The organism is Streptomyces humicola, from assembly GCF_024436035.1.
In the GTDB taxonomy this organism is placed as follows: Bacteria; Actinomycetota; Actinomycetes; order Streptomycetales; family Streptomycetaceae; genus Streptantibioticus_B; species Streptantibioticus_B humicola.
The window spans coordinates 21150-42691 of sequence record NZ_JANFNG010000009.1 but is presented as its reverse complement, the minus strand read 5'-3'; the positions used below and the strand labels follow the sequence as shown (position 1 = coordinate 42691).

Sequence of the window (21542 nt, the reverse complement as noted above, 5' to 3'; positions counted from 1 at the left end):
CCTCGGTGGCCGGCGGCGACGAGCGCGAGAATCTGACGTATCCTCTGTTCGGGCAGGCGGTCCGCGAGCTGGCGCAGACCATCGTGGACGACGGCTTCGAGCCCGACATCATCCTGTCCATAGCCCGTGGCGGGCTCTTCGTCGCGGGCGGGCTCGGCTACGCGCTGGACGTGAAGAACCTCCATGTCATGAACGTGGAGTTCTACGTCGGTGTGGGCGCCACGCTCGACATGCCCGTCATGCTGCCGCCGGTGCCGGACGTCGTCGCGCTGAACGAGAAGAAGGTCCTCGTCGCGGATGACGTCGCCGACACGGGCAAGACGCTCAAGCTGGTGCATGACTTCTGTGCGGGGCACGTCGCGGACGTACGGTGTGCGGTCATTTACGAGAAGCCGCAATCGCTCGTGAAGTGCGAGTACGTCTGGAAGCGCACGGACAGGTGGATCAACTTCCCGTGGAGCGCCCAGCCACCCGTGGTGAGCCGGGACGGCCAGGTGCTCGACGCGTAGGCACGAACACCCGGCACCGGTATCTCACAGCGTCGGGAGCTTGAACAGCACCAGCAGCAGCACCAGTTGGACCGAGGCCGCTCCCAGCGCCTTCTGCCACGGCAGATCGTGCGACTTGCTCACCATCGAGGTGAGCAGCGCCGCGCACGCCAGCCACGTCACCCACCCGAGGATCTGGACGAGGCCGTTGGCGCCGCCGAGGAAGATCGCGAAGAGCAGCCGAGGCGCGTCGGTGATGGACGTGATCAGCATCGCCAGGCCGATGGTCGGCGCCCAGCCGCCGTCCCCGCCGAACTGGCGGGCAAGCGCATGGGTCACCGCGCCCGTCATCAGCCCGCTCAACACCACCGCCACTCCCGTGGTCAGCACCCAAGGGATGCTGTTGGAGAAGCTGGAGCTGAGGATCTCCTTGCGCGCGGAGTCGAAGCCGAAGACGGCCAGCAGGCCGTAGACGAAGGTGACGAGCAGTGCCGGGCCCCACACCTGGTAGTCGCGCATCTGCCAGAAGGTGCGTCCGGGCCGCAGCACGATTCCTCTCAGCAGTTCCTTCCAGTGCAGCCTCGGACCGGACGGCGGGGCGCTCGGCTGTCCGGCGCGATAGGTGGCGACGTGGCCCGGCTCATCCCCGTACGCGTAGGCGTCCGGAGCCTCTCCCACGGTGAAGGAGACGGTGTGGCCCGGTGCGTCGTCGTGCCCGCTGTAGCCGCCGTGGCTGCCGTAGCCGTTGTACGACGGCGGGCCTTGGGGTGCGTAGTCCTGCCCGTACTGAGTGCGAGGGGACGGCATACGAGGGGATTGCCGGCCCCGTCCGCGTCCGATCCTGAATCCAGCCACGTCGTCGAACGTACCCGGTCGTGAACGGTGCCGGTCCGGCCGGGGGGCGATTGGTGCGGTTTCAGAGCGAAGCTGTGACATGTACGGCGGAAGGCCGGTGCCCGATCAGGGGGCTCCGGCCTTCCGCCGCTTCTGTCGCGTCCGCCGCCGGTACGGGCTACTTCGCCGGCTCGGACTCCGGTTCGTTGACCGCGTCGGCGTCGCCTGCCGGGTCGGCCGGGGTCTTCACGGAGTCGAGCAGCAGCTGGGCGACGTCGACGACCTGCACCGACTCCTTCGCCTTCCCCGCGTTCTTCTTGCCGTTGACCGAGTCGGTGAGCATGACGAGGCAGAACGGGCAGGCGGTGGAGACGATGTCCGGGTCGAGCGACAGGGCCTCGTCGACGCGCTCGTCGTTGATGCGCTTGCCGATCCGCTCTTCCATCCACATGCGCGCGCCGCCCGCGCCGCAGCAGAAGCCGCGCTCCTTGTGCCGGTGCATCTCCTCGTTGCGCAGTCCCGGCACCTTGGCGATGATCTCGCGCGGCGGCGTGTAGACCTTGTTGTGGCGACCCAGGTAGCAGGGGTCGTGGTAGGTGATCAGGCCCTCGACCGGGGTGACCGGCACCAGCTTGCCCTCGTCGACGAGGTGCTGGAGCAGCTGGGTGTGGTGGATGACCTCGTACTCGCCGCCCAGTTGCGGGTACTCGTTGGCGATGGTGTTGAAGCAGTGCGGGCAGGTGGCGACGATCTTCTTCGCCGACTTCGGCTTCTTCGTCGCGGGGTCCTCGTCGTCCTCGCCGAAGGCCATGTTGAGCATCGCGACGTTCTCGGCGCCGAGCTGCTGGAAGAGGAACTCGTTGCCGAGGCGGCGCGGGGAGTCGCCGGTGCAGTTCTCGTCACCGCCCATGATCGCGAAGTTGACGCCCGCGATGTGCAGCAGCTCGGCGAAGGCCTTGGTGGTCTTCTTGGCCCGGTCCTCCAGGGCGCCGGCGCAGCCGACCCAGTACAGGTACTCGACCTCGGTGAGGTCCTCGACGTCCTCGCCGACGACCGGGACGGGGAAGTCGACCTCCTTGACCCACGCCAGGCGCTGCTTCTTCGGCAGGCCCCACGGGTTGCCCTTCTTCTCCAGGTTCTTGAGCATCGTGCCGGCCTCGGAGGGGAACGAGGACTCGATCATCACCTGGTAGCGGCGCATGTCGACGATGTGGTCGACATGTTCGATGTCGACGGGGCACTGCTCGACGCAGGCGCCGCAGGTGGTGCAGGACCACAGCACGTCCGGGTCGATGACGCCGTTCTCCCCGGCGGTGCCGATCAGCGGGCGCTCGGCCTCGGCGAGGGCCGATGCCGGCACACCGGCGAGCTGCTCGGCGGAGGCCTTCTCCTCGCCCTCCATGGTCTTGCCGCCGCCGGCGAGCAAGTATGGCGCCTTGTTGTGGGCGTGCTCGCGCAGGCTCATGATCAGCAGCTTCGGGGAGAGCGGCTTGCCGGTGTTCCATGCCGGGCACTGAGACTGGCAGCGGCCGCACTCGGTGCAGGTGGAGAAGTCGAGGATGCCCTTCCAGGAGAACTGTTCGACCTGCGAGACACCGAAGACGTCCTCCTCGCCCGGGTCCTCGAAGTCGATCGGCTTGCCGCCGCTGGTCATCGGCTGCAGTGCACCCAGCGCCACATCACCGCTCGACTCGCGCTTGAACCAGATGTTGGGGAAGGCGAGGAAGCGGTGCCAGGCGACTCCCATGTCGGTGATGAGGGAGACCGTGATCATCCAGATGAAGGAGGTCGCGATCTTGATCATCGCGAAGAGGTAGATCAGGTTCTGCAGCGTGCTCACGCTCAGGCCCTTGAAGGCCACGGCCAGCGGATACGAGACGAGGTAGGCCGGCCCGTAGCCTCCGACGTGGTTCAGGGCACCCTCGAGGCCGCGCAGTGTCATGATGCAGACGCCGATGATGAGGATGACGGCCTCGACGAAGTACGCCTGGCCGAAGTTGGAGCCTGCGAAGCGGGACTTGCGGCCCGCCTTACCCGGCCGGCTGAGCTGGCGGATGATGATCAGGGTCAGGATGCCGAGCGTGGTCGTGGTGCCGACGACCTCGACGAAGATCTCGTACGGCAGCCACGTGCCAATGATCGGCAGCGTCCAGTCGGCCTTGAACAGCTGGCCGAAGGCGTTGACGAGCGTCAGGACGAGGGTGAAGAAGCCGACCGCGACGAACCAGTGCGCGAAGCCCACGATGCCCCAGCGGTTCATCCGGGTGTGACCGAGGAACTCCTTGACCACGGTGACGGTGCGCTGCTTCGGGTCGTCGGTGCGGGTTCCGGCGGGCACCGGCTGTCCGAGCCGTACGTAGCGGTAGATCTGCCCGATGGCTCGGGCGAACAGCGCAACGCCGACCGCGGCTAGCACCAGCGAAACGACGATCGCGGCGAGTTGCATGGGGGCTCCTCGGGCCTGCGAGAGCGGGATTACTAAGCAGTAACTTGTGTGGTCTTCCGAGATTACCCGCTTCGCGCGGGGTCATACAGGCGCTCACTCGGTGATCTGCGTCGCCCCTCTCCCAGGTCGTCCCGGTATCTTTATGCGTCACTTACTTATAGAAGACTTGAGTCTGACTGACTCACCTCTGTTGACACCCATCGAGCGCTCCGGCACTCTTGAGTCAGTTCCACTCAAGTCCACTGGAGGATCAACCATGGCACGTGCGGTCGGCATCGACCTGGGCACGACGAACTCCGTCGTCAGTGTTCTCGAAGGCGGTGAGCCCACCGTCATCACCAACGCCGAGGGCGCCAGGACCACGCCGTCCGTCGTCGCTTTCGCGAAGAACGGCGAGGTGCTCGTCGGCGAGGTGGCCAAGCGCCAGGCTGTCACCAACGTGGAGCGGACCATCCGGTCGGTCAAGCGCCACATGGGCACCGACTGGAAGATCGGTATCGACGGCAAGGACTTCACCCCGCAGCAGATCTCTGCCTTCATTCTGCAGAAGCTGAAGCGGGACGCCGAGGCGTACCTGGGCGAGAAGGTCACGGACGCGGTCGTCACCGTCCCGGCGTACTTCAACGACGCCGAGCGTCAGGCCACCAAGGAAGCCGGTGAGATCGCGGGCCTCAACGTCCTGCGGATTGTCAACGAGCCCACGGCGGCCGCCCTGGCCTACGGGCTCGACAAGGAAGACCAGACCATTCTCGTCTTCGACCTCGGTGGCGGCACCTTCGACGTGTCGCTGCTGGAGATCGGCGACGGCGTCGTCGAGGTGAAGGCCACCAACGGCGACAACCACCTCGGTGGCGACGACTGGGACCAGCGGATCGTCGACTACCTGGTCAAGCAGTTCCACTCCGGCCACGGCGTGGACCTGTCCAAGGACAAGATGGCGCTGCAGCGGCTCCGCGAGGCCGCCGAGAAGGCGAAGATCGAGCTGTCCAGCTCCACCGAGACCTCGATCAACCTGCCCTACATCACCGCGTCGGCCGAGGGCCCGCTGCACCTGGACGAGAAGCTGACCCGGGCGCAGTTCCAGCAGCTCACCGCCGACCTGCTGGAGCGCTGCAAGACCCCGTTCCACAACGTGATCAAGGACGCGGGCATCCAGCTCTCCGACATCCACCACGTGGTGCTCGTCGGCGGCTCGACCCGTATGCCGGCCGTCGCCGACCTGGTCAAGGAGCTGACCGGCGGCAAGGAGGCGAACAAGGGCGTCAACCCGGACGAGGTCGTCGCGGTGGGTGCGTCGCTGCAGGCGGGTGTGCTCAAGGGTGAGGTCAAGGACGTCCTGCTGCTCGATGTGACGCCGCTGTCGCTCGGTATCGAGACCAAGGGCGGCATCATGACCAAGCTGATCGAGCGGAACACCACGATCCCGACGAAGCGTTCGGAGATCTTCACCACGGCGGAGGACAACCAGCCGTCGGTGCAGATCCAGGTGTACCAGGGTGAGCGTGAGATCGCTGCGTACAACAAGAAGCTGGGGATGTTCGAGCTGACCGGTCTGCCGCCGGCGCCGCGTGGTGTGCCGCAGATCGAGGTGACCTTCGACATCGACGCCAACGGCATCATGCATGTCTCCGCCAAGGACCTGGGTACCGGCAAGGAGCAGCGGATGACGGTGACCGGTGGTTCGGCGTTGCCGAAGGAGGACATCGACCGGATGATGCGGGAGGCCGAGCAGTACGCGGAGGAGGACCACAAGCGTCGCGAGGCTGCGGAGACCCGTAACCAGGCCGAGCAGCTGGTCTACCAGACGGAGAAGTTCCTCAAGGACAACGAGGACAAGGTTCCGGGTGAGGTCAAGACCGAGGTCGAGACCGCGGTGGGCGAGCTGAAGGAGAAGCTGAAGGGCGAGGACATCGCCGCGATCCGTGAGGCGACCGAGAAGGTGGCCGCGACCAGCCAGAAGCTCGGCCAGGCGATGTACGCCCAGGCCGGCGCCGACGGCGCGGGTGCGGCGGCCGGTGCCGGTGCCGGGGCCGGTGCCCACGAGGCGAAGGACGAGGCCGGCGAGGACGTCGTCGACGCCGAGATCGTCGACGACGAGGGATCGAAGCGTGAGGGTGGTGCCGCGTGACGGAGGAGTCGCAGGGTTTCCAGCAGAAGCCCTCTGACGTCCCCGTCGACGCCGTGGAATCCGCCGCGGAAGAAGCGGCGCAGGGCGCCGGGCCCGCCGAGCAGGCGGGCCCGGGCGCCCCGGCCGGGGACGAAAGGGCGAACAACAAGGACCTGGAGTCGCTGCGCGGACAGCTGGCGGAGCGCACCGCGGATCTTCAGCGCCTCCAGGCGGAGTACCAGAACTACCGCCGACGGGTGGAGCGCGACCGCATCGCGGTCCGTGAGGTCGCGATCGCCAACCTGCTGGGCGAGCTGCTGCCCGTGCTCGACGACATCGGGCGCGCACGGGAGCACGGCGAGCTGGTGGGCGGCTTCAAGTCGGTCGGCGAGTCGCTCGAGACCGTGGTGGCCAAGATGGGCCTGCAGCAGTTCGGCAAGGAGGGCGAGCCCTTCGACCCGCTGGTGCACGAGGCCCTGATGCACAGTTACTCGCCGGACGTCAGCGAAACCACGTGCGTGCAGATCCTGCAGCCGGGGTATCGGATCGGCGAGCGTACGATCCGCCCGGCGCGGGTCGCGGTCGCCGAGCCCCAGCCCGGTGCGCAGCCCGGTGCGCAGAACAAGGCGGAAGAGGCGTCCGACGAGGAGAACGGTGGCCCGGAACAGGGCTGACGTCATGATGGTCGTGATCGCGGGAGAGGAGGGACGCCGGGGATGAGCACCAAGGACTTCATCGAGAAGGACTACTACAAGGTCCTCGGCGTCCCCAAGGACGCGACCGAGGCAGAGATCAAGAAGGCGTACCGGAAGCTCGCCCGCGAGAACCATCCGGACGCCAACAAGGGCAACCCCAAGGCCGAGGAGCGCTTCAAGGAGATTTCCGAGGCCAACGACGTGCTCTCCGACCCCAAGCGGCGCAAGGAGTACGACGAGGCACGCACGCTCTTCGCCAACGGCGGCTTCCGCGGCCCGGGCGGTGCGACGGGCCCCGGCGGCTTCGGCTTCGACCTGGGCGACCTGTTCGGCGGGGCGCCGAGCGGCGGTGGCGCAGGCGGCGGCGCAGGCGGCGGCTTCGGCGGCGGGCTCGGCGACGTCTTCGGCGGGCTGTTCAACCGCGGCACGACGCGCACCCAGCCGCGCCGCGGCCAGGACGTCGAGTCCGAGGTGACGCTGAGCTTCACCGAAGCGGTGGACGGGGCCACGGTCCCGCTGCGCATGTCGAGCCAGGCGCCGTGCAAGCGGTGCTCCGGCACCGGCGACAAGAACGGCACCCCGCGGGTCTGCCCGACCTGTGTGGGCACCGGTCAGGTCTCGCGCGGCGCGGGCGGGGGCTTCTCGCTCACCGACCCGTGTGCGGAGTGCAAGGGCCGCGGGCTGATCGCCCAGGATCCGTGCGACGAGTGCAAGGGCAGTGGCCGGGCGCGCAGTTCGCGCACCATGCAGGTGCGCATCCCGGCAGGCGTCAGCGACGGGCAGCGGATCCGGTTGCGCGGCAAGGGCGCTCCGGGCGAGCGGGGCGGCCCGGCGGGCGATCTGTACGTCGTCGTCCACGTCAAGCCGCACCCGGTGTTCGGGCGCCGCGGCGACAATCTGACGGTCACTGTGCCGGTCACCTTCCCGGAGGCGGCGCTGGGCGCGGAGATCAAGGTGCCGACGCTCGGCGGGCCTGCAGTAACGCTCAAGCTCCCCCCGGGTACGCCGAACGGGCGGACGATGCGCGCCCGCGGCAAGGGCGCGGTACGCAAGGACGGCACCCGTGGCGACCTGCTGGTCACCGTCGAGGTCGTCGTCCCGCCGACGGTGGGCGGCAAGGCGCTGGACGCGCTTGAGTCGTATCGCGAGGCAACCGCGGGTACGGATCCGCGGGCAGAGCTGTTCAAGGCCGCGAAGGGAGCTTGAGATGGACGGCCGTGGCGCACGCCGCAATCCGTATGAGCTGACCGACGAGTCACCGGTGTACGTGATCTCCGTTGCGGCCCAGCTGTCCGGACTGCACCCGCAGACGCTGCGGCAGTACGACCGGCTCGGTCTCGTGTCGCCGGACCGCACCGCCGGCCGGGGCCGCCGCTACTCCGCGCGGGACATCGAACTCCTGCGTCAGGTGCAGCAGTTGAGCCAGGACGGCATCAACCTCGCCGGGATCAAGCGGATCATCGAACTGGAGAACCAGGTGGCTGCGCTGCAGGCGCGCGTCGCCGAGCTCCAGGCCGGCCTGGAGGGGGCAGCGGCGGCGATGCGGCAGCGTGAGCAGGCGGTGCACGCCTCGTACCGCCGTGATCTGGTGCCGTACGAGGACGTGCAGCAGGCCAGTGCGCTGGTGGTCTGGCGCCCCAAGCGCGACACCTGACGGTGACGGATGACCTGACGGGTATACGGATATGGGGACGGGCCCGCCGCTGTGACAGCAGTGGCGGGCCCGTTGTCTTCGGCAGTCGTGTCACACGCGGCCCATCGCGGACGTCAGCGCGATCTCGATGACGACGCGGTCCGGGTTCGCGTCCGGCGTCCGGTAGCGCTCGGCGTAGCGGCGCTCGGCCTCGGCGACCGCGTCCGGGTCGGTGGCGATGGTGGCGACGCCTTCGAGCGTCGCCCAGCGGCCGCGGTCCACCTGGCAGACGGCGACGCGGGCGCCCGACGGGCCGGCGGCGAGGACGTTGGCCACCTTGATGCTGTCCTTGCGTGTGATCACCCGGGCGAGACCGGCCTGCGGGTCGTAGGTGGCGCCGACCGGCACGACATGCGGGGTGCCGTCGAGGCGGGGCGTCGTGAGGGTGCACAGGTGGTACTCGCGCCAGAAGCTCAGGAAGCCGGCGCTCGGCTGCGAAGGGTTGATCGCCATGGTCGGACGGTATCCAAAAGCGGCGTCACGGAAGGCGGCGGAAGTTGAGCGGTATAGGCTCAACTTGTTTTATGCTGTATCTGGCAGCATCGGTGGTGTAGGCGTTGAGCCGACGAGGAGGTCACCCCGCAGATGAACGCAGAGTTGACCAACAAGAGCCAGGAGGCGCTGAGCAGCGCCAACAGCAGGGCGGTGTCCGCGGGACACCCGGATCTCACCCCTGCCCATCTGCTCGTGGCGCTCCTCGAAGCGCCGGAGAACGACAACATCAAGGACCTGCTCACCGCCGTCGGCGCCGACGGCGACTCCCTGCTCAAGGGCGCGCAGGCCCAGCTCGCCACGGTGCCCAGCGTCCAGGGCTCGACCGTCGCCCCGCCGCAGGCGAACCGCGAACTGCTCGCCGTGATCGCCGACGCGAGCCGGCGGGCCCGCGAACTCGGCGACGCCTATGTCTCGACCGAACACCTGCTCATCGGCCTCGCTGCCAAGGGCGGCGCCATGGCTGAGCTGCTCGACCGCCAGGGCGCCACGGCCGCTGCCCTGCTCGACGCCTTCGAAACCGCCCGCGGAGGGACGCGCGTGACCAACCCCGACCCCGAGGCCACCTACAAGGCGCTGGAGAAGTACGGCACGGACTTCACGGCGATCGCCCGTGAGGGCAGGCTCGACCCCGTCATCGGCCGGGACAACGAGATCCGCCGCGTCGTGCAGGTGCTCTCCCGCCGTACCAAGAACAACCCGGTGCTCATCGGCGAGCCCGGCGTCGGCAAGACCGCCGTCGTCGAGGGCCTGGCCCAGCGCATCGTCAAGGGCGACGTGCCCGGCTCCCTGAAGGACAAGCGCCTCGTCCAGCTGGACCTGGGCGCGATGGTCGCGGGCGCGAAGTACCGCGGTGAGTTCGAGGAGCGGCTGAAGGCCGTGCTCGCCGAGATCAAGGAGAGCGACGGCCGCATCATCACCTTCATCGACGAGCTGCACACCGTCGTCGGCGCGGGCGCCGGCGGCGACTCGGCGATGGACGCGGGCAACATGCTCAAGCCCATGCTGGCCCGCGGCGAGCTGCGCATGGTCGGCGCGACCACACTCGACGAGTACCGCGAGCGCATCGAGAAGGACCCGGCGCTGGAGCGCCGCTTCCAGCAGGTGCTCGTCGCCGAGCCGAGCGTCGAGGACACCGTGGCGATCCTGCGCGGCCTCAAGCCGCGCTACGAGGCCCACCACGAGGTCCGTATCGCCGACTCCGCGCTGGTGGCCGCCGCCAACCTCTCGCACCGCTACATCACCTCCCGCTTCCTCCCCGACAAGGCCATCGACCTCGTCGACGAGGCGGCCTCCCGGCTTCACATGGAGATCGACTCCTCGCCCGTGGAGATCGACGAGCTGCAGCGCGCCGTCGACCGGCTGCGGATGGAGGAGGAGTCGCTGCTGGCGACGACGGGAGCCAAGGACAAGAAGCAGAAGAAGCAATCCGAGAACGAGGAAACGCTCGACCCGCAGGCCCGCGAGCGCCTCGACGATCTGCGCAGGTCGCGCGAGGAGAAGGAGGAGCAGCTGCGGGGCCTGACCGCGCGCTGGAACAAGGAGCGCGAGGTCCACAACCGCGTCGGTGAGCTGAAGAAGCGCCTGGACGAGCTGGAGAGCGAGTTCCAGCGCGCCGAGCTGAAGGCCCCGGAGACCGGCGACTGGGTGACCCCCGGCAAGATCAGGACCGAGCTCATCCCGGAGGCCGAGAAGGAGCTCGCCGCGGCCGTCGAGGCGCAGCGCGAGCTCGAAGGCATGGTCGGTGAGGAGGTCACCCCGGACGACATCGCCCAGGTGGTCGCCTCCTGGACGGGGATTCCGGCGGGCCGGCTGCTCGAAGGCGAGACGCAGAAGCTGCTGCGCATGGAGGAGGAGCTCGGCAAGCGGCTGATCGGCCAGACGGAAGCCGTCCGGGCCGTCTCGGACGCCGTGCGCCGCTCGCGCTCGGGCATCGCCGACCCCGACCGGCCCACCGGGTCGTTCCTCTTCCTCGGCCCGACCGGCGTCGGCAAGACCGAACTGGCCAAGGCGCTCGCCGACTTCCTCTTCGACGACGAGCGGGCCATGGTCCGCATCGACATGAGCGAGTACGGCGAGAAGCACTCCGTGGCCCGCCTCGTCGGCGCCCCGCCCGGGTACGTCGGCTACGAGGAGGGCGGCCAGCTGACCGAGGCGGTGCGCCGCCGCCCGTACACCGTCGTGCTGCTGGACGAGGTCGAGAAGGCCCACCCCGAGGTCTTCGACATGCTGCTGCAGGTGCTCGACGACGGGCGGCTCACCGACGGGCAGGGACGGACGGTGGACTTCCGTAACACCATCCTCATCCTCACCTCCAACCTAGGCTCGCAGTACCTGGTCAACCCGGAGCTGACGGCCGCGCGGAAGCGCGACGCCGTGCTGGAGACGGTCCGGCAGTCCTTCAAGCCGGAGTTCCTCAACCGTCTCGACGACATCGTCGTCTTCACCGCGCTCAGTGAGGACGAGCTGCGTCGGATCGCCCGGCTGCAGGTCGACCGCCTCGCCGACCGGCTCAAGGACCGCCGCTTGGAGCTCGACGTCACCGACGCCGCGCTCGACTGGCTGGCCCGCGAGGGCAACGACCCGGCGTACGGCGCCCGGCCGCTGCGCCGGCTCGTCCAGACGGCCATCGGCGACCAGCTCGCCCGCGAGATCCTGGCCGGTGAGGTACGGGACGGCGACACCGTGCTCGTCGAGACGGCGGCAACGGACGGCGGCGAGCAGTTGGTGGTGCGACCCGCGCGATGAGCCGGGGGTTGCCAGACGGGGTCGATGATGGGGGAGGATGGCGAATATCGCTATGAAGGGAACCCTACGGTGAGCATTGACCCATCCTCGATCCCGAACTTCGGCCAGGAACCGCCCAAGGGGTCGGCCGGTCCGTCCGGCGGGGTGGTCCAGCCCGACCAGGACCTGGTCAAGCAGCTCCTCGAACAGATGGAGCTCAAATACGTCGTCGACGACGAGGGGGACCTCGCGGCGCCGTGGGAGGACTTCCGTACGTACTTCATGTTCCGCGGCGAGTCCGAACAGCAGGTTTTCGCCGTGCGCACGTTCTACGACCGGGCGTACTCCATCGACGACAAGGGCAAGCTGCTCGAAATTGCCGACGGGTGGAACCGGCAGACGCTGTGGCCGAAGGTCTACACCCACACCCATGACGACGGCTCGGTCCGCCTGATCGGCGAGGCACAGATGCTGATTGGCCTCGGCGTCGGGCTGGAGCACTTTGTCTCCAGCACGGTCAGCTGGGTGCGTGCTTCGATCGAGTTCGACCGGTGGGTGATCGAGCAGCTCGGCCTGGAGAAGGACGCCGAGAGCCCCGACGGTGAGATCGGCGAGGGCGACGACGAGTAGCGCCGAGTAGCAGCGACGAGAAGCGGTTTCCGGGGGGCTTCGGCCCCCGGGACCGGCTTCAGATCGCGATCCTGGAGATCGTGAGCAGGTACGTCCCGTAGAAGAACGAGAACCCGGCGAGCGAGATGACCGCCACCCAGGCGGTGCGCGGCCTGGCCCTTGCCAGCGCGATCGCCGCCGGGATCAGCAGGGGGAAGGCCGGCATCAGGAACCGCGGCTTGGAGTTGAAGAACCCGGCCCCGCCGATGCCGATGAGCAGCAGCACCGCGCAGTAGGCGAGCAGCGTCAGCGGGATGCGGTCGGTGATGCACAGCGCGAAGAGGATCACGAACGCCGCCACGATGAACGCCGCAACGTAGTAGGCAAAGTAGTCCGGGTGGCTGACCAGGTGCTTGAAGAAGCGCGCCGCGCTCAGCCCGAAGTCGAACTTCGAGCCCCACCCGGCCTGGATCTTGAAGTAACCGGTGGGGGTGCCGGTCTCGTACCCCACCCACAGCACATAGCCGAACCAGCCGAGCGGCGAGATCAGCGCTCCCACCCAGGCCCGCCAGTTCTGGCCCCGCCCGGCGTTCCGGCGCCGCCAGGCGTCCACCAGCATGCCCACGCAGACCGCGGCAGCGACCGCACAGCCGTTCGGCCGCGACAGGCCCGCGAGCGCGGCGAGTGAGCCGGCCCACAGCCAGCGGCGGGTGAGCACGGCGTACAGCGACCATGCGGCGAACGCCGTCATCACCGGTTCGGTGTACGCCATCGTCTGGATGACGGCGCTGGGCAGCAGCGCGTACAGCAGGACGAGCGCGATGCCGACGCGGTGGCCGTACAGCCGTGCGCCTATCAGGTAGATCGCCCAGGCCGACAGCAGCGTGGCCACCCAGGCGACCAGCAACGCGACATTGACCGCACCGATCGGCACCACGGCCGAGATGAGCCGGACCGTCTCCGGGTACAACGGGAAGAACGACAGGTCGTTGTAGATGATCTGGTGCTGGTCGGCGGCCGGGATGATCGTCCCGTACCCGTACTCCGCGATGCGGTTGTACCAGCGGGCGTCCCACCCGAGGCCGATCAGGTTGCGCGGGTGCGAGCCCTGGTACCAGGCGTAGGCCCACAGTGCCAGCAGCCCGCAGCCGCGGACCGCCGCGTAGATCCACAGCGCGGGTGCCGCACGCCGCAGCGAGGCCTTCGCCCGCTCGACGGTGGTGCGGACCACAGCCTGCGGGGCAGTGGCTCCTCCAGACGACGGACGAGGAGGGGTCGAGACTGGCTCGGCCGTGTACACCTGTTCCGCTCCTCCCGGTGCGACCGTTTTCTACCGGCGACCGTACTGTGACGACAAGCTTTGGTCTGTCTGGCTATGCGGGCATTGTCGGGACATACGGAACCGATGGGCCGCGCTGCGCCGCAATCCACCCCCATGGGTGACAGACGGCAGTAAGGCGGAGTGGGTTGCCTCAGGAGCGTAGCTGTTTGAGGCGGGAGATCGCATCGTGAAGCACTTCTGTTCGCTTGCAGAACGCGAAACGTACAAAGGCTGTTCCTCCATTCGTATCGTTGTAGAAGACCGCGTTGGGGATCGCCACCACGCCGCAGCGCGCAGGCAGGGAGCGGCAGAAGGCGAAGCCGTCGTCGTCGCCGAGAGGGCGGATGTCGGTGGTCACGAAGTACGTACCCGCCGGTCGGAAGACGTCGAAACCCGCCTCCACCAGGCCGTTCGACAGCAGGTCGCGCTTCGCGCGGAGATCGTCGGCGAGATGTGAGAAATATGTGTCCGGCAGGCGGAGGGCCTCGGCAACCGCGTATTGGAACGGCCCCGACGCGACATAGGTCAGAAATTGCTTCGCCGTTCTGACGGCGTTCACCAACCCGGGTGATGCGGTGACCCAGCCCACCTTCCACCCGGTGAAGGAAAAGGTCTTGCCGGCGGAACTGATGGTCACGGTTCGGTCACGCATTCCGGGGAATGTGACGAGCGGCACATGCTCCCCGTCGAAGACGAGGTGCTCGTAGACCTCGTCGGTGACCACCAGAAGATCACGCTCGACCGCCAGCTGGGCGATCGCGGCGAGCTCCGCCCGGGTGAGCACGGTGCCGGTCGGGTTGTGCGGAGTGTTGAGCAGGATCAGCCGGGTGCGGTCCGTGACGGCGGCGCGCAGCTCGTCGAGATCGAGCACGAAGCGGTCGCGGCCCGCGGACGGCCGGAGGGTGACCGGCACCCGCCGTCCGCCGGCCATCGCGATGCATGCGGCGTACGAGTCGTAGTACGGCTCCAGCGCGATCACCTCGTCACCCGGTTCGAGGAGGGCGAGCAGTGCCGCCGCGATCGCCTCCGTGGCACCGGCGGTCACCAGCACCTCCGTGTCCGGGTCGAAGGCCAGCCCGTAGCGGCGTGCCTGGTGCTCGCTGATCGCGCTGCGCAGCTCAGGGATGCCGGGGCCGGGCGGGTACTGATTGCCCCGGCCGTCGCGCAGCGCCCGTACGGCGGCCTCGCGCACCTCCTCGGGGCCGTCGGTGTCCGGGAAACCCTGCCCGAGGTTGATAGATCCGGTGCGGGTGGCAAGCGCGGACATCTCGGCGAAGATCGTCGTGCCGAAGCCGTCGAGGCGACGGTTGAGCAAAGGCCGTGTCATGCCCGCCATCCTCCGGCGAACCTCAGGAATTCCTCAACTCCTCATAACCGGTCGCGCCACGGGGCATGTCCTGGGGTGGACGGACAGGGCTGACACGGAGCGCCTCGCGACGGGGGATGCCTCGGGGGAGCAGAAGGTGAGGTGGGGAGGATGCCCTTCCCTGGCGGACTGATCATCTGTATCTGCATTGCGGCAGTGGTGGTGGCGGCGATCGTCTCGGCGTCGCGCCCTGGGCCAACGGAACCCGCGGAGCACATGGAGCGCCGGTCACGGCGGGGCGCCGGCGGCGCCCGGCGGCCGTCCTGAGCGCCCCCGCCCTCATGGCGGGCCTCCTCATGACGTGGCCAACTGCGCTTGTCCCATGCCCTTTCGCATATGCGCATCGCTGGTCACGACCCACATCGGAGCCTGCGGTGTGAACACATGAACAGCCACCTGCTCGTGGGGATGTAAACGGGGCGTGAATGGGTAAAAGCGCTGTGGGCGCCCCTATTTTCATGATTCCGTATTCCCCGGACCCAAGTGGACTCGAGCCGGCGGACGTTCCCTGGGTCCGTCCTCCACACTCCCCCGCGCGCGAGGGGGATCAGGGGGCGGGCCGGCCCACCAACCACTTCTGCGTGCTTGCGGAGCCGACCCATGCTCACGACTCTCCAGACTGCTTATACCGATACCCGCGCCGGGGACTTGGCCTGGTGTTTGGGGAAAGAACCACTGCCTGCGCTCGCCACCGTCGACCTCGACCTGACGGGCCCTCGGGCGAAGACGATCAACGTGCAGATGAGGCTGCTCGGGGCCTCCCACCAGGTGCTGCTCGACGCCTCCGGCGGCGGGTGCTCCGAGACGGTCGCGTGCATGACAGGCAGCAGCACCCCGCTGCCGCTCGGGGTCGCCAAACGCATCGGCGACTGGGAGTACGAGTTCGCGGCGCGCGTTGAGGAGTTGTCCCGCAGTGCATTCGCCGGCCGTGCACAGGAGTTGCTCGCGCTCGTGGCAGACCACCCCAACGGGCTCGCCGGGCGGTTTCCCGGCGACCCGCATGCGTTCACCGCGATGCTCGTCCAGCGTGATCCGGCCGGGGGCGCCGGAGGCGAGGTGCACTGGCGTACGTGGCACGCGTATCCACAGGAGGGGCGCCTGGTGACGACGCGTTCGCGGGTGACCGGACTGGCGTGAGAGCGGGCGTGGGAGCGGGCGTGGGAGCGGGCGTGGAGGCGGCAGGCCGCGGGCCGCGGAAATCGCGCCGCACCGGTGGCAGCGGGCGTTCGCGGCGTGACGTAGCGTGACTTCATGATCGAGGTCGACCACTACCAGCCGGCGCTGCGGCTGCCCGTACCGGCAGCCTTGGGCCGCGCGCTGGTGCTCGCCTCGGTCTTCGTCTGCGCCGCGTGCGGGCTGGTCTACGAACTCGAACTCGTTGCCATGGCCTCGTACTTGGTCGGGGATTCGGTCACCCAGACCTCGATCGTGCTCTCCGTAATGGTCTTCGCGATGGGTGCCGGCTCGCTGATCGCCAAGCGGATGCGGTGCAAGGCGGCGGTCGGCTTCGCCCTGGTCGAGGCGGCGCTGGCGCTGATCGGCGGCCTTTCGGCGATGGCCCTCTACGCCAGTTTCGCGTGGCTGGGCCAGTCGCGCGGTGTGATGACGGTGTTCGCGTTCACCATCGGGCTGCTCATCGGGGCCGAGGTGCCGCTGCTGATGACGCTGATTCAGCGGATCCGCAAGCAGGACGCGGGCGGCGCGGTCGCCGATCTGTTCGCCGCCGACTACGTGGGCGCGCTCGCGGGAGGGCTCGCCTTCCCCTTCGTGCTGCTGCCGTTCCTCGGACAGTTGAACGGGGCGCTGCTGACGGGTGCGGTCAATGCGGTGGCGGGTGCGGCGATGGTGCTCGGCCTGTTCCGCCGGGACCTGAGCTGCCGGGCGCGGGGCCGGCTGCTCCTGGTCAACCTCGCCGTCCTCGGGGTGCTTGCGGCTGCGGCCGCCTACGCGGGACCGTTCGAACGGGCCGCGGGGCAGGCGGTGTACGGGGGTGATGTGCGGCTCGCGGAGCAGTCGGGCGTGCAGCAGATCGTCCTCGCCGGACGGGAGACGGGGCCGAGCCTGCGGCTCTATCTCGACGGTAGGCTCAGCGCCTCGGCGCGTGACGAATTCCGTTACCACGAGGCGCTGGTGCACCCCGCGATGGCCGGCCCGCACCGGCGGGTGCTGCTGCTCGGCGGCGGCGACGGGCTCGCCCTGCGCGAGGTGCTGCGCTACCCGGACGTCGGATCGGTGACCGTCGTCGAGCTCGATCCCGAACTGGTGCGGGTGGCCCGTACGGATCCGGGGCTCGCCGCGCTGGGCCATCACTCCTTCGCGGACCGGCGGGTGAGGGTGGTGATCGCTGACGCGTTCGACTGGTTGCGCGCGCCGGCGCGCGGTACGTACGACGTGGTCATCTCGGACCTACCGGCGCCGTGCATCTCGCGCAGCTCGAAGCTGTATTCGCAGGAGTTCTACGGGCTGGTGTCGGGCGTGCTCGCGCCGGACGGGCGCCTGGTGGTGCACGCGGGCTCGCCCGGCGAGGAGTTCTGGACCGTCGATGCGACGGTACGGGCCGCGGGGCTGCGCACGGCGGACTACTGGACGTGGGGTCAGGGCTTCGTCCTCGCGGGATGGCAGCGGCCGGTGGTGCGGCTCGCGGCGGACGGACCGCGGCTGCGCTCCCTGACGGATTGGAGCCTGCGGGAGGCGGCGCAGGCCGCGGCGGCGCGGAGAACGGATGCGGTGCCCTCGTCACTGATGCGGCCGCGCTATCTGTGACGTGATGGACGTCCATGGACGTGATCGCTGCCGTTCGAGCACCATCACGGAAAAACACCTCGCGTACCGGCCCCCGCGGCCGAGCGGATCGGTAGGCTGCCCAGGTATGGAGCACGAGGCGTTCGTTCCGTTTCCGGTCGATACCGTGCGCCGGGCCCTCGCCGACCCGGAGCGCGTTGCCCGCTGCGTGGCGGGGCTGCAACGTGACGTCGATCCGGCCGCGGGCCATGGCGGCGCGCTCGTCGGCCGCCTCCGGCTCCGGCTCGGGGGATCCACCATCACCTACCGCGGCAGCCTGCGCATCGCGTCACGCGAGGACGGGGGCATCGGCGTCGAAGGCGACGGCACCGAGGCCCGCGGCACGGGCTCGGCGCAGCTGGCGATGGTCGTCGCCCTCAGCGCCGCGGACGCCCCGCTCGACGGCACGCGGATGAGATTCTCCGCCGCCGTGAAGGCCGACGGTCGCCTCGCCGAGTGCGACGACGCGACGGCGGAGGCTGCGGGCCGCCGCCTGCTGGACCGTTTCTCCGCGGACCTCGCCACCGACCTGCGCGCCGAGCCCCCCGTCGCGCCCCCGGAGGACGCCGACGTCGTCGACACCGGAGTCCCCGAGGACGAGGACGACTTGGACGTCGTCGAGGTGGAAGTTCCGGAGACGGTGGCGGGCCTCGAGGAGGAACCCCCTGCGCCGCCTGCAGAGGCCGCGCACGCCCGCCGTACGATGATCGGCCGTAGCGCCGAGGAGGTCGACCACGCCCCGCCGCGCGGCCGCTATGCCCCTGTCCCGGCGCCGGAGATCTCCACCACGGGCGACACCCTGCGCTGGGCGGCTCCCGCGGCCGCGGCGCTGATCGCGTCGGCCGTCGTGGTCGGACGTGTGCTGAGGCGGCGCCGATAGATTCGTCCCCATGGACGAGACACCACAACCTGTTCGCCTGACGGCGGGCGACGCCGAAGTGACCGTGCTGCCGGAGGCGGGCTGCCGGATCGGCAGCCTGCGCATCGGTGGTACCGAACTGCTGCGCCAAGGCCTGCACTACGGATCGTTCCCCATGGTGCCGTGGTGCGGGCGCACCGAGAACGGCCGCTTCCGCAACGGTGCCGTAACCCACCAACTCCCCGTCAACGCCGCCCCGCACGCCATCCACGGCACGGGCCGGGACACCGTCTGGCACAAGGTGGCCGGTGCCACGCCGTCCACTGCCGCGTTCTACTTCGACCTCGCCGACCCCTGGCCGTATGAGGGCCGGGTCACCCAGGCGTTCGAGCTCACCGAGAACGAGCTGCGCATCAGCATGGACGTCGAGACGGCGAAGGAGTCCTTTCCGGCGCAGGCCGGCTGGCACCCGTGGTTTCTGCGGAATCTTGGAGGCGGCGGGAAGGATGCCGTGATCGACTTCGCGCCGGCCTGGCAGGAGGAGCGCGGCGCCGACCATCTGCCCACAGGCAAGCGGATCGGGCCGCAGCCGGGCCCCTGGGACGACTGCTTCGGCATGCCCGACGGTGTCGACGTCACGCTCACCTGGCCCGAACAGCTGCGGCTGCGGGTGAAGAGCCCGGCCGAATGGGTGGTGGTCTACGACGAGCAGCCGGAGGCGATCTGCGTCGAGCCGCAGTCCGGGCCGCCCAACGGCCTGAACATCGCTCCGCGGCTGGTCACCCTCATCGAGCCGCTGGAGATCACGACGGTCTGGTCGTGGGAACGGCTCGGCTAGTCTCGTGGACATGACCGACGCGCGTGACGCCCTGCTGCAGCAGATCAAGGACAAGGCCGTGGTGCACGGCAAGGTGACCCTCTCCTCCGGCAAAGAGGCCGACTACTACGTCGATCTGCGGAGGATCACGCTGGACGGCGAGGCCGCGCCGCTGGTCGGTCAGGTCATGCTCGACGTGACCGCCGCTGTGGACTACGACGCGGTGGGCGGGCTGACGCTGGGCGCCGACCCGGTCGCCACGGCGATGCTCCACGCGGCGGCCGCACGCGGCAGGCGGCTGGATGCCTTCGTCGTTCGCAAGGCGGGCAAGGCGCACGGCCTGCAGCGGCGGATCGAGGGCCCGGATGTGAAGGGCCGGCGGGTGCTGGCGGTGGAGGACACCTCGACCACCGGCGGCTCCGTGCTGACCGCCGTCGAGGCGCTGCGCGAGGCGGGCGCGGAGGTCGTCGGCGTTGCGGTGATCGTCGAGCGTGGCGCCGCGCCGGCGATCGCGGAGGCGGGTCTGCCGTACTACCAGGCGTACGGGTTGAAGGATCTCGGACTCTCCTGAACCCCCTCTGACCTGCGTGTTCGGGCGGTCGTTCGAGGTTTCACGTGAAACCTGGGGCGGCCGCCCGTGCCTGTGGTGCGGGCAGTGTGGAGCTTTGCGCGGAGTCTGCGAAGATGAGGACGACGATGACGTCGGGACGCTTCGACGTTGACGCGTCCCCCCGCCGTACGACCCCGCACACCACAAGGAGCGGACATATGCCCATCGCAACCCCCGAGGTCTACAACGAGATGCTCGACCGGGCGAAGGCAGGCAAGTTCGCCTACCCGGCCATCAACGTGACCTCGTCGCAGACGCTGCACGCCGCGCTGCGCGGCCTCGCCGAGGCGGAGAGCGACGGCATCATCCAGATCTCCACCGGCGGTGCGGAGTTCCTGGGCGGTCAGTACAGCAAGGACATGGTCACCGGCGCCGTCGCGCTCGCCGAGTTCGCGCACATCGTCGCCGACAAGTACCCGGTTCATGTCGCCCTGCATACCGACCACTGCCCGAAGGACAAGCTGGACGGCTACGTGCGCCCGCTGCTCGCGATCTCCCAGGAGCGCGTCGCCAAGGGCCAGAACCCGCTCTTCCAGTCCCACATGTGGGACGGCTCCGCGGAGATCCTCGCCGACAACCTCGCCATCGCGCAGGAACTGCTCGCCGAGGCCGTCAAGGCCAAGATCATCCTCGAGATGGAGATCACCCCGACCGGCGGTGAGGAGGACGGCGTCTCGCACGAGATCAACGACAAGCTCTACACCTCCGTCGAGGACGGTTTCCGCACCGCCGAGGCCGTCGGCCTGGGAGAGAAGGGCCGCTACCTGCTGGCCGCCTCCTTCGGCAACGTGCACGGTGTGTACAAGCCGGGCAACGTCGTGCTGCGCCCCTCGATCCTGCGTGAGCTGCAGGACGCCGTCGGCCAGAAGTACGGCAAGACCGACCCGTTCGACTTCGTCTTCCACGGCGGCTCCGGCTCCACGATCGAGGAGATCAACGAGGCCCTGGACAACGGCGTCGTCAAGATGAACATCGACACCGACACCCAGTACGCCTTCACCCGCCCGGTGGCCGCGCACATGTTCAAGAACTACGACGGTGTGCTGAAGGTCGACGGAGAGGTCGGCAACAAGAAGGCCTACGACCCGCGGACGTGGGGCAAGTCCGCCGAGGCGGGCATGGCCGCGCGTGTCGGCGTCGCCGCCGAGAACCTGCGCTCCGCGGGCAAGAAGCTCAAGTGAATTCCCGGTTGTGATGCGCGCGGGCCCGGCTGTTGCCGGGCCCGCGGGCGCACCGGCACCGCCGGACGGCCCGTCGACGGGGCAGACTGGAACCCATGGCCATTCACGAGAACCTGCTCGGGGGACCGCCCCCGACCCATCTGCCCGACGATCCCGAGCCGCGCGAGCTGATCGCCTCCGGGGCCGCCCCGGCCGAGGTCGCCGCGAAGTACCCGGCCTCGTCGCTCGCGTGGGCGCAGCTCGCCGACGACGCCTTCGAGGCCGGCCGGGTCATCGAGTCGTACGCGTACGCCAGGACCGGCTATCACCGGGGCCTGGACGCCCTGCGCCGCAACGGCTGGAAGGGGCACGGTCCGGTGCCGTGGGAGCACGAGCCGAACCGCGGCTTCCTGCGGGCACTGCATGCGCTCGCCCGGGCCGCGCAGTCGATCGGCGAGAACGAGGAGTACGAGCGCTGCGCCGCCTTCCTGCGCGAATCCTCGCCCACGGCCGCCGACACGCTCTCCTGATCCCTCC

The 21542-nt window shown here is 69.1% G+C and carries 19 protein-coding genes; 14 read left to right on the top strand and 5 right to left on the bottom strand.

Going from position 1 to position 21542, the window contains the following annotated elements; translation table 11 throughout:
- Positions 1-5 precede the first annotated feature (5 nt).
- Entirely contained in the window at positions 6-509 is a 504-nt protein-coding gene (locus NGB36_RS14000) for a phosphoribosyltransferase (protein WP_255920580.1), read from the top strand.
- A 24-nt stretch (positions 510-533) separates the two neighbouring features.
- Here the strand turns inward: NGB36_RS14000 and NGB36_RS13995 are convergent, their stop codons facing one another.
- Positions 534-1424, bottom strand: a complete 891-nt coding sequence (locus tag NGB36_RS13995; protein WP_255920579.1) for a Yip1 family protein — start codon at positions 1422-1424, stop codon at positions 534-536.
- A gap of 76 nt (positions 1425-1500) precedes the next feature.
- Positions 1501-3768, bottom strand: coding sequence for a (Fe-S)-binding protein (locus NGB36_RS13990; protein WP_255920578.1), 2268 nt, complete (start codon positions 3766-3768; stop codon positions 1501-1503).
- Positions 3769-4024: 256 nt separating this feature from the next.
- Between NGB36_RS13990 and dnaK the strand changes: the two genes are divergently transcribed.
- Genes dnaK through NGB36_RS13970 form a run of 4 tightly spaced genes read left to right on the top strand, consistent with a single transcriptional unit; the run spans position 4025 to position 8224 of the window.
- Positions 4025-5896: a molecular chaperone DnaK gene (gene dnaK, locus NGB36_RS13985; RefSeq protein ID WP_255920577.1), complete on the top strand. Its 1872-nt coding sequence runs from the start codon at positions 4025-4027 to the stop codon at positions 5894-5896.
- Positions 5893-6549, top strand: coding sequence for a nucleotide exchange factor GrpE (gene grpE, locus NGB36_RS13980; protein ID WP_255920576.1), 657 nt, complete (start codon positions 5893-5895; stop codon positions 6547-6549). The genes dnaK and grpE overlap by 4 nt, the downstream gene beginning before the upstream one ends.
- Positions 6550-6591: 42 nt before the next feature.
- Entirely contained in the window at positions 6592-7776 is a 1185-nt protein-coding gene (gene dnaJ / locus NGB36_RS13975) for a molecular chaperone DnaJ (RefSeq protein ID WP_255920575.1), read from the top strand.
- A 1-nt stretch (position 7777) separates the two neighbouring features.
- A complete protein-coding gene (locus NGB36_RS13970) occupies positions 7778-8224 on the top strand; it encodes a heat shock protein transcriptional repressor HspR (RefSeq protein ID WP_255920574.1) in 447 nt (148 codons plus the stop codon).
- Positions 8225-8314: 90 nt separating this feature from the next.
- On the opposite strand, the gene NGB36_RS13965 is transcribed toward NGB36_RS13970, so the two are convergent.
- Positions 8315-8716 carry a pyridoxamine 5'-phosphate oxidase family protein gene (locus tag NGB36_RS13965; protein WP_255920573.1) on the bottom strand — a complete coding sequence of 134 codons (402 nt, stop codon included), beginning with the start codon at positions 8714-8716 and terminating at the stop codon, positions 8315-8317.
- Between the two features lie 132 nt (positions 8717-8848).
- Between NGB36_RS13965 and NGB36_RS13960 the strand changes: the two genes are divergently transcribed.
- Both NGB36_RS13960 and NGB36_RS13955 read left to right on the top strand, forming a co-directional pair.
- Positions 8849-11503 (top strand): ATP-dependent Clp protease ATP-binding subunit, encoded by a 2655-nt coding sequence (locus NGB36_RS13960; protein WP_255920572.1) that lies wholly within the window; start codon positions 8849-8851, stop codon positions 11501-11503.
- Positions 11504-11530: 27 nt separating this feature from the next.
- On the top strand, positions 11531-12112 hold the full coding sequence (locus NGB36_RS13955) for a type III secretion system chaperone family protein (protein WP_255920722.1): 582 nt from the start codon (positions 11531-11533) through the stop codon (positions 12110-12112).
- A gap of 58 nt (positions 12113-12170) precedes the next feature.
- On the opposite strand, the gene NGB36_RS13950 is transcribed toward NGB36_RS13955, so the two are convergent.
- Together NGB36_RS13950 and NGB36_RS13945 are read right to left on the bottom strand one after the other, a co-directional pair.
- Positions 12171-13322, bottom strand: coding sequence for a glycosyltransferase family 39 protein (locus tag NGB36_RS13950; RefSeq protein ID WP_255920571.1), 1152 nt, complete (start codon positions 13320-13322; stop codon positions 12171-12173).
- A 241-nt stretch (positions 13323-13563) separates the two neighbouring features.
- Entirely contained in the window at positions 13564-14748 is a 1185-nt protein-coding gene (locus NGB36_RS13945) for a pyridoxal phosphate-dependent aminotransferase (RefSeq protein WP_372509434.1), read from the bottom strand.
- 630 nt (positions 14749-15378) lie between these two features.
- On the opposite strand from NGB36_RS13945, the gene NGB36_RS13940 reads away from it, so the two are divergent.
- From NGB36_RS13940 to NGB36_RS13910, 7 genes are all read left to right on the top strand, one after another.
- Positions 15379-15915 (top strand): DUF2617 family protein, encoded by a 537-nt coding sequence (locus NGB36_RS13940; RefSeq protein ID WP_255920569.1) that lies wholly within the window; start codon positions 15379-15381, stop codon positions 15913-15915.
- 114 nt (positions 15916-16029) lie between these two features.
- Positions 16030-17541 carry a polyamine aminopropyltransferase gene (locus tag NGB36_RS13935; protein WP_255920568.1) on the top strand — a complete coding sequence of 504 codons (1512 nt, stop codon included), beginning with the start codon at positions 16030-16032 and terminating at the stop codon, positions 17539-17541.
- Between the two features lie 106 nt (positions 17542-17647).
- Positions 17648-18439 (top strand): SRPBCC domain-containing protein, encoded by a 792-nt coding sequence (locus tag NGB36_RS13930; protein ID WP_255920567.1) that lies wholly within the window; start codon positions 17648-17650, stop codon positions 18437-18439.
- A gap of 10 nt (positions 18440-18449) precedes the next feature.
- On the top strand, positions 18450-19256 hold the full coding sequence (locus NGB36_RS13925) for an aldose epimerase family protein (protein ID WP_255920566.1): 807 nt from the start codon (positions 18450-18452) through the stop codon (positions 19254-19256).
- A gap of 10 nt (positions 19257-19266) precedes the next feature.
- On the top strand, positions 19267-19806 hold the full coding sequence (gene pyrE / locus NGB36_RS13920) for an orotate phosphoribosyltransferase (RefSeq protein ID WP_255920565.1): 540 nt from the start codon (positions 19267-19269) through the stop codon (positions 19804-19806).
- A 197-nt stretch (positions 19807-20003) separates the two neighbouring features.
- Entirely contained in the window at positions 20004-21026 is a 1023-nt protein-coding gene (gene fbaA, locus NGB36_RS13915) for a class II fructose-bisphosphate aldolase (protein ID WP_255920564.1), read from the top strand.
- A gap of 95 nt (positions 21027-21121) precedes the next feature.
- Positions 21122-21535, top strand: a complete 414-nt coding sequence (locus NGB36_RS13910) for a DUF3151 domain-containing protein (RefSeq protein ID WP_255920563.1) — start codon at positions 21122-21124, stop codon at positions 21533-21535.
- Positions 21536-21542: the final 7 nt, after the last annotated feature.

Bases quoted from the DNA above. Each gene is read 5' to 3' on its own strand.
- NGB36_RS13925 (WP_255920566.1), top strand. From the start codon at position 18,450: ATGGACGAGACACCACAACCTGTTCGCCTGACGGCGGGCGACGCCGAA.
- dnaJ (WP_255920575.1), top strand. From the start codon at position 6,592: ATGAGCACCAAGGACTTCATCGAGAAGGACTACTACAAGGTCCTCGGC.
- dnaK (WP_255920577.1), top strand. From the start codon at position 4,025: ATGGCACGTGCGGTCGGCATCGACCTGGGCACGACGAACTCCGTCGTC.
- NGB36_RS13965 (WP_255920573.1), bottom strand. From the start codon at position 8,716: ATGGCGATCAACCCTTCGCAGCCGAGCGCCGGCTTCCTGAGCTTCTGG.
- NGB36_RS13910 (WP_255920563.1), top strand. From the start codon at position 21,122: ATGGCCATTCACGAGAACCTGCTCGGGGGACCGCCCCCGACCCATCTG.
- NGB36_RS13930 (WP_255920567.1), top strand. From the start codon at position 17,648: ATGGAGCACGAGGCGTTCGTTCCGTTTCCGGTCGATACCGTGCGCCGG.
- NGB36_RS13940 (WP_255920569.1), top strand. From the start codon at position 15,379: ATGCTCACGACTCTCCAGACTGCTTATACCGATACCCGCGCCGGGGAC.
- NGB36_RS13960 (WP_255920572.1), top strand. From the start codon at position 8,849: ATGAACGCAGAGTTGACCAACAAGAGCCAGGAGGCGCTGAGCAGCGCC.
- NGB36_RS13990 (WP_255920578.1), bottom strand. From the start codon at position 3,768: ATGCAACTCGCCGCGATCGTCGTTTCGCTGGTGCTAGCCGCGGTCGGC.
- NGB36_RS13945 (WP_372509434.1), bottom strand. From the start codon at position 14,748: ATGGCGGGCATGACACGGCCTTTGCTCAACCGTCGCCTCGACGGCTTC.
- NGB36_RS13970 (WP_255920574.1), top strand. From the start codon at position 7,778: ATGGACGGCCGTGGCGCACGCCGCAATCCGTATGAGCTGACCGACGAG.
- NGB36_RS13995 (WP_255920579.1), bottom strand. From the start codon at position 1,424: ATGTCACAGCTTCGCTCTGAAACCGCACCAATCGCCCCCCGGCCGGAC.
- NGB36_RS13935 (WP_255920568.1), top strand. From the start codon at position 16,030: ATGATCGAGGTCGACCACTACCAGCCGGCGCTGCGGCTGCCCGTACCG.
- pyrE (WP_255920565.1), top strand. From the start codon at position 19,267: ATGACCGACGCGCGTGACGCCCTGCTGCAGCAGATCAAGGACAAGGCC.
- fbaA (WP_255920564.1), top strand. From the start codon at position 20,004: ATGCCCATCGCAACCCCCGAGGTCTACAACGAGATGCTCGACCGGGCG.
- NGB36_RS13955 (WP_255920722.1), top strand. From the start codon at position 11,531: ATGGGGGAGGATGGCGAATATCGCTATGAAGGGAACCCTACGGTGAGC.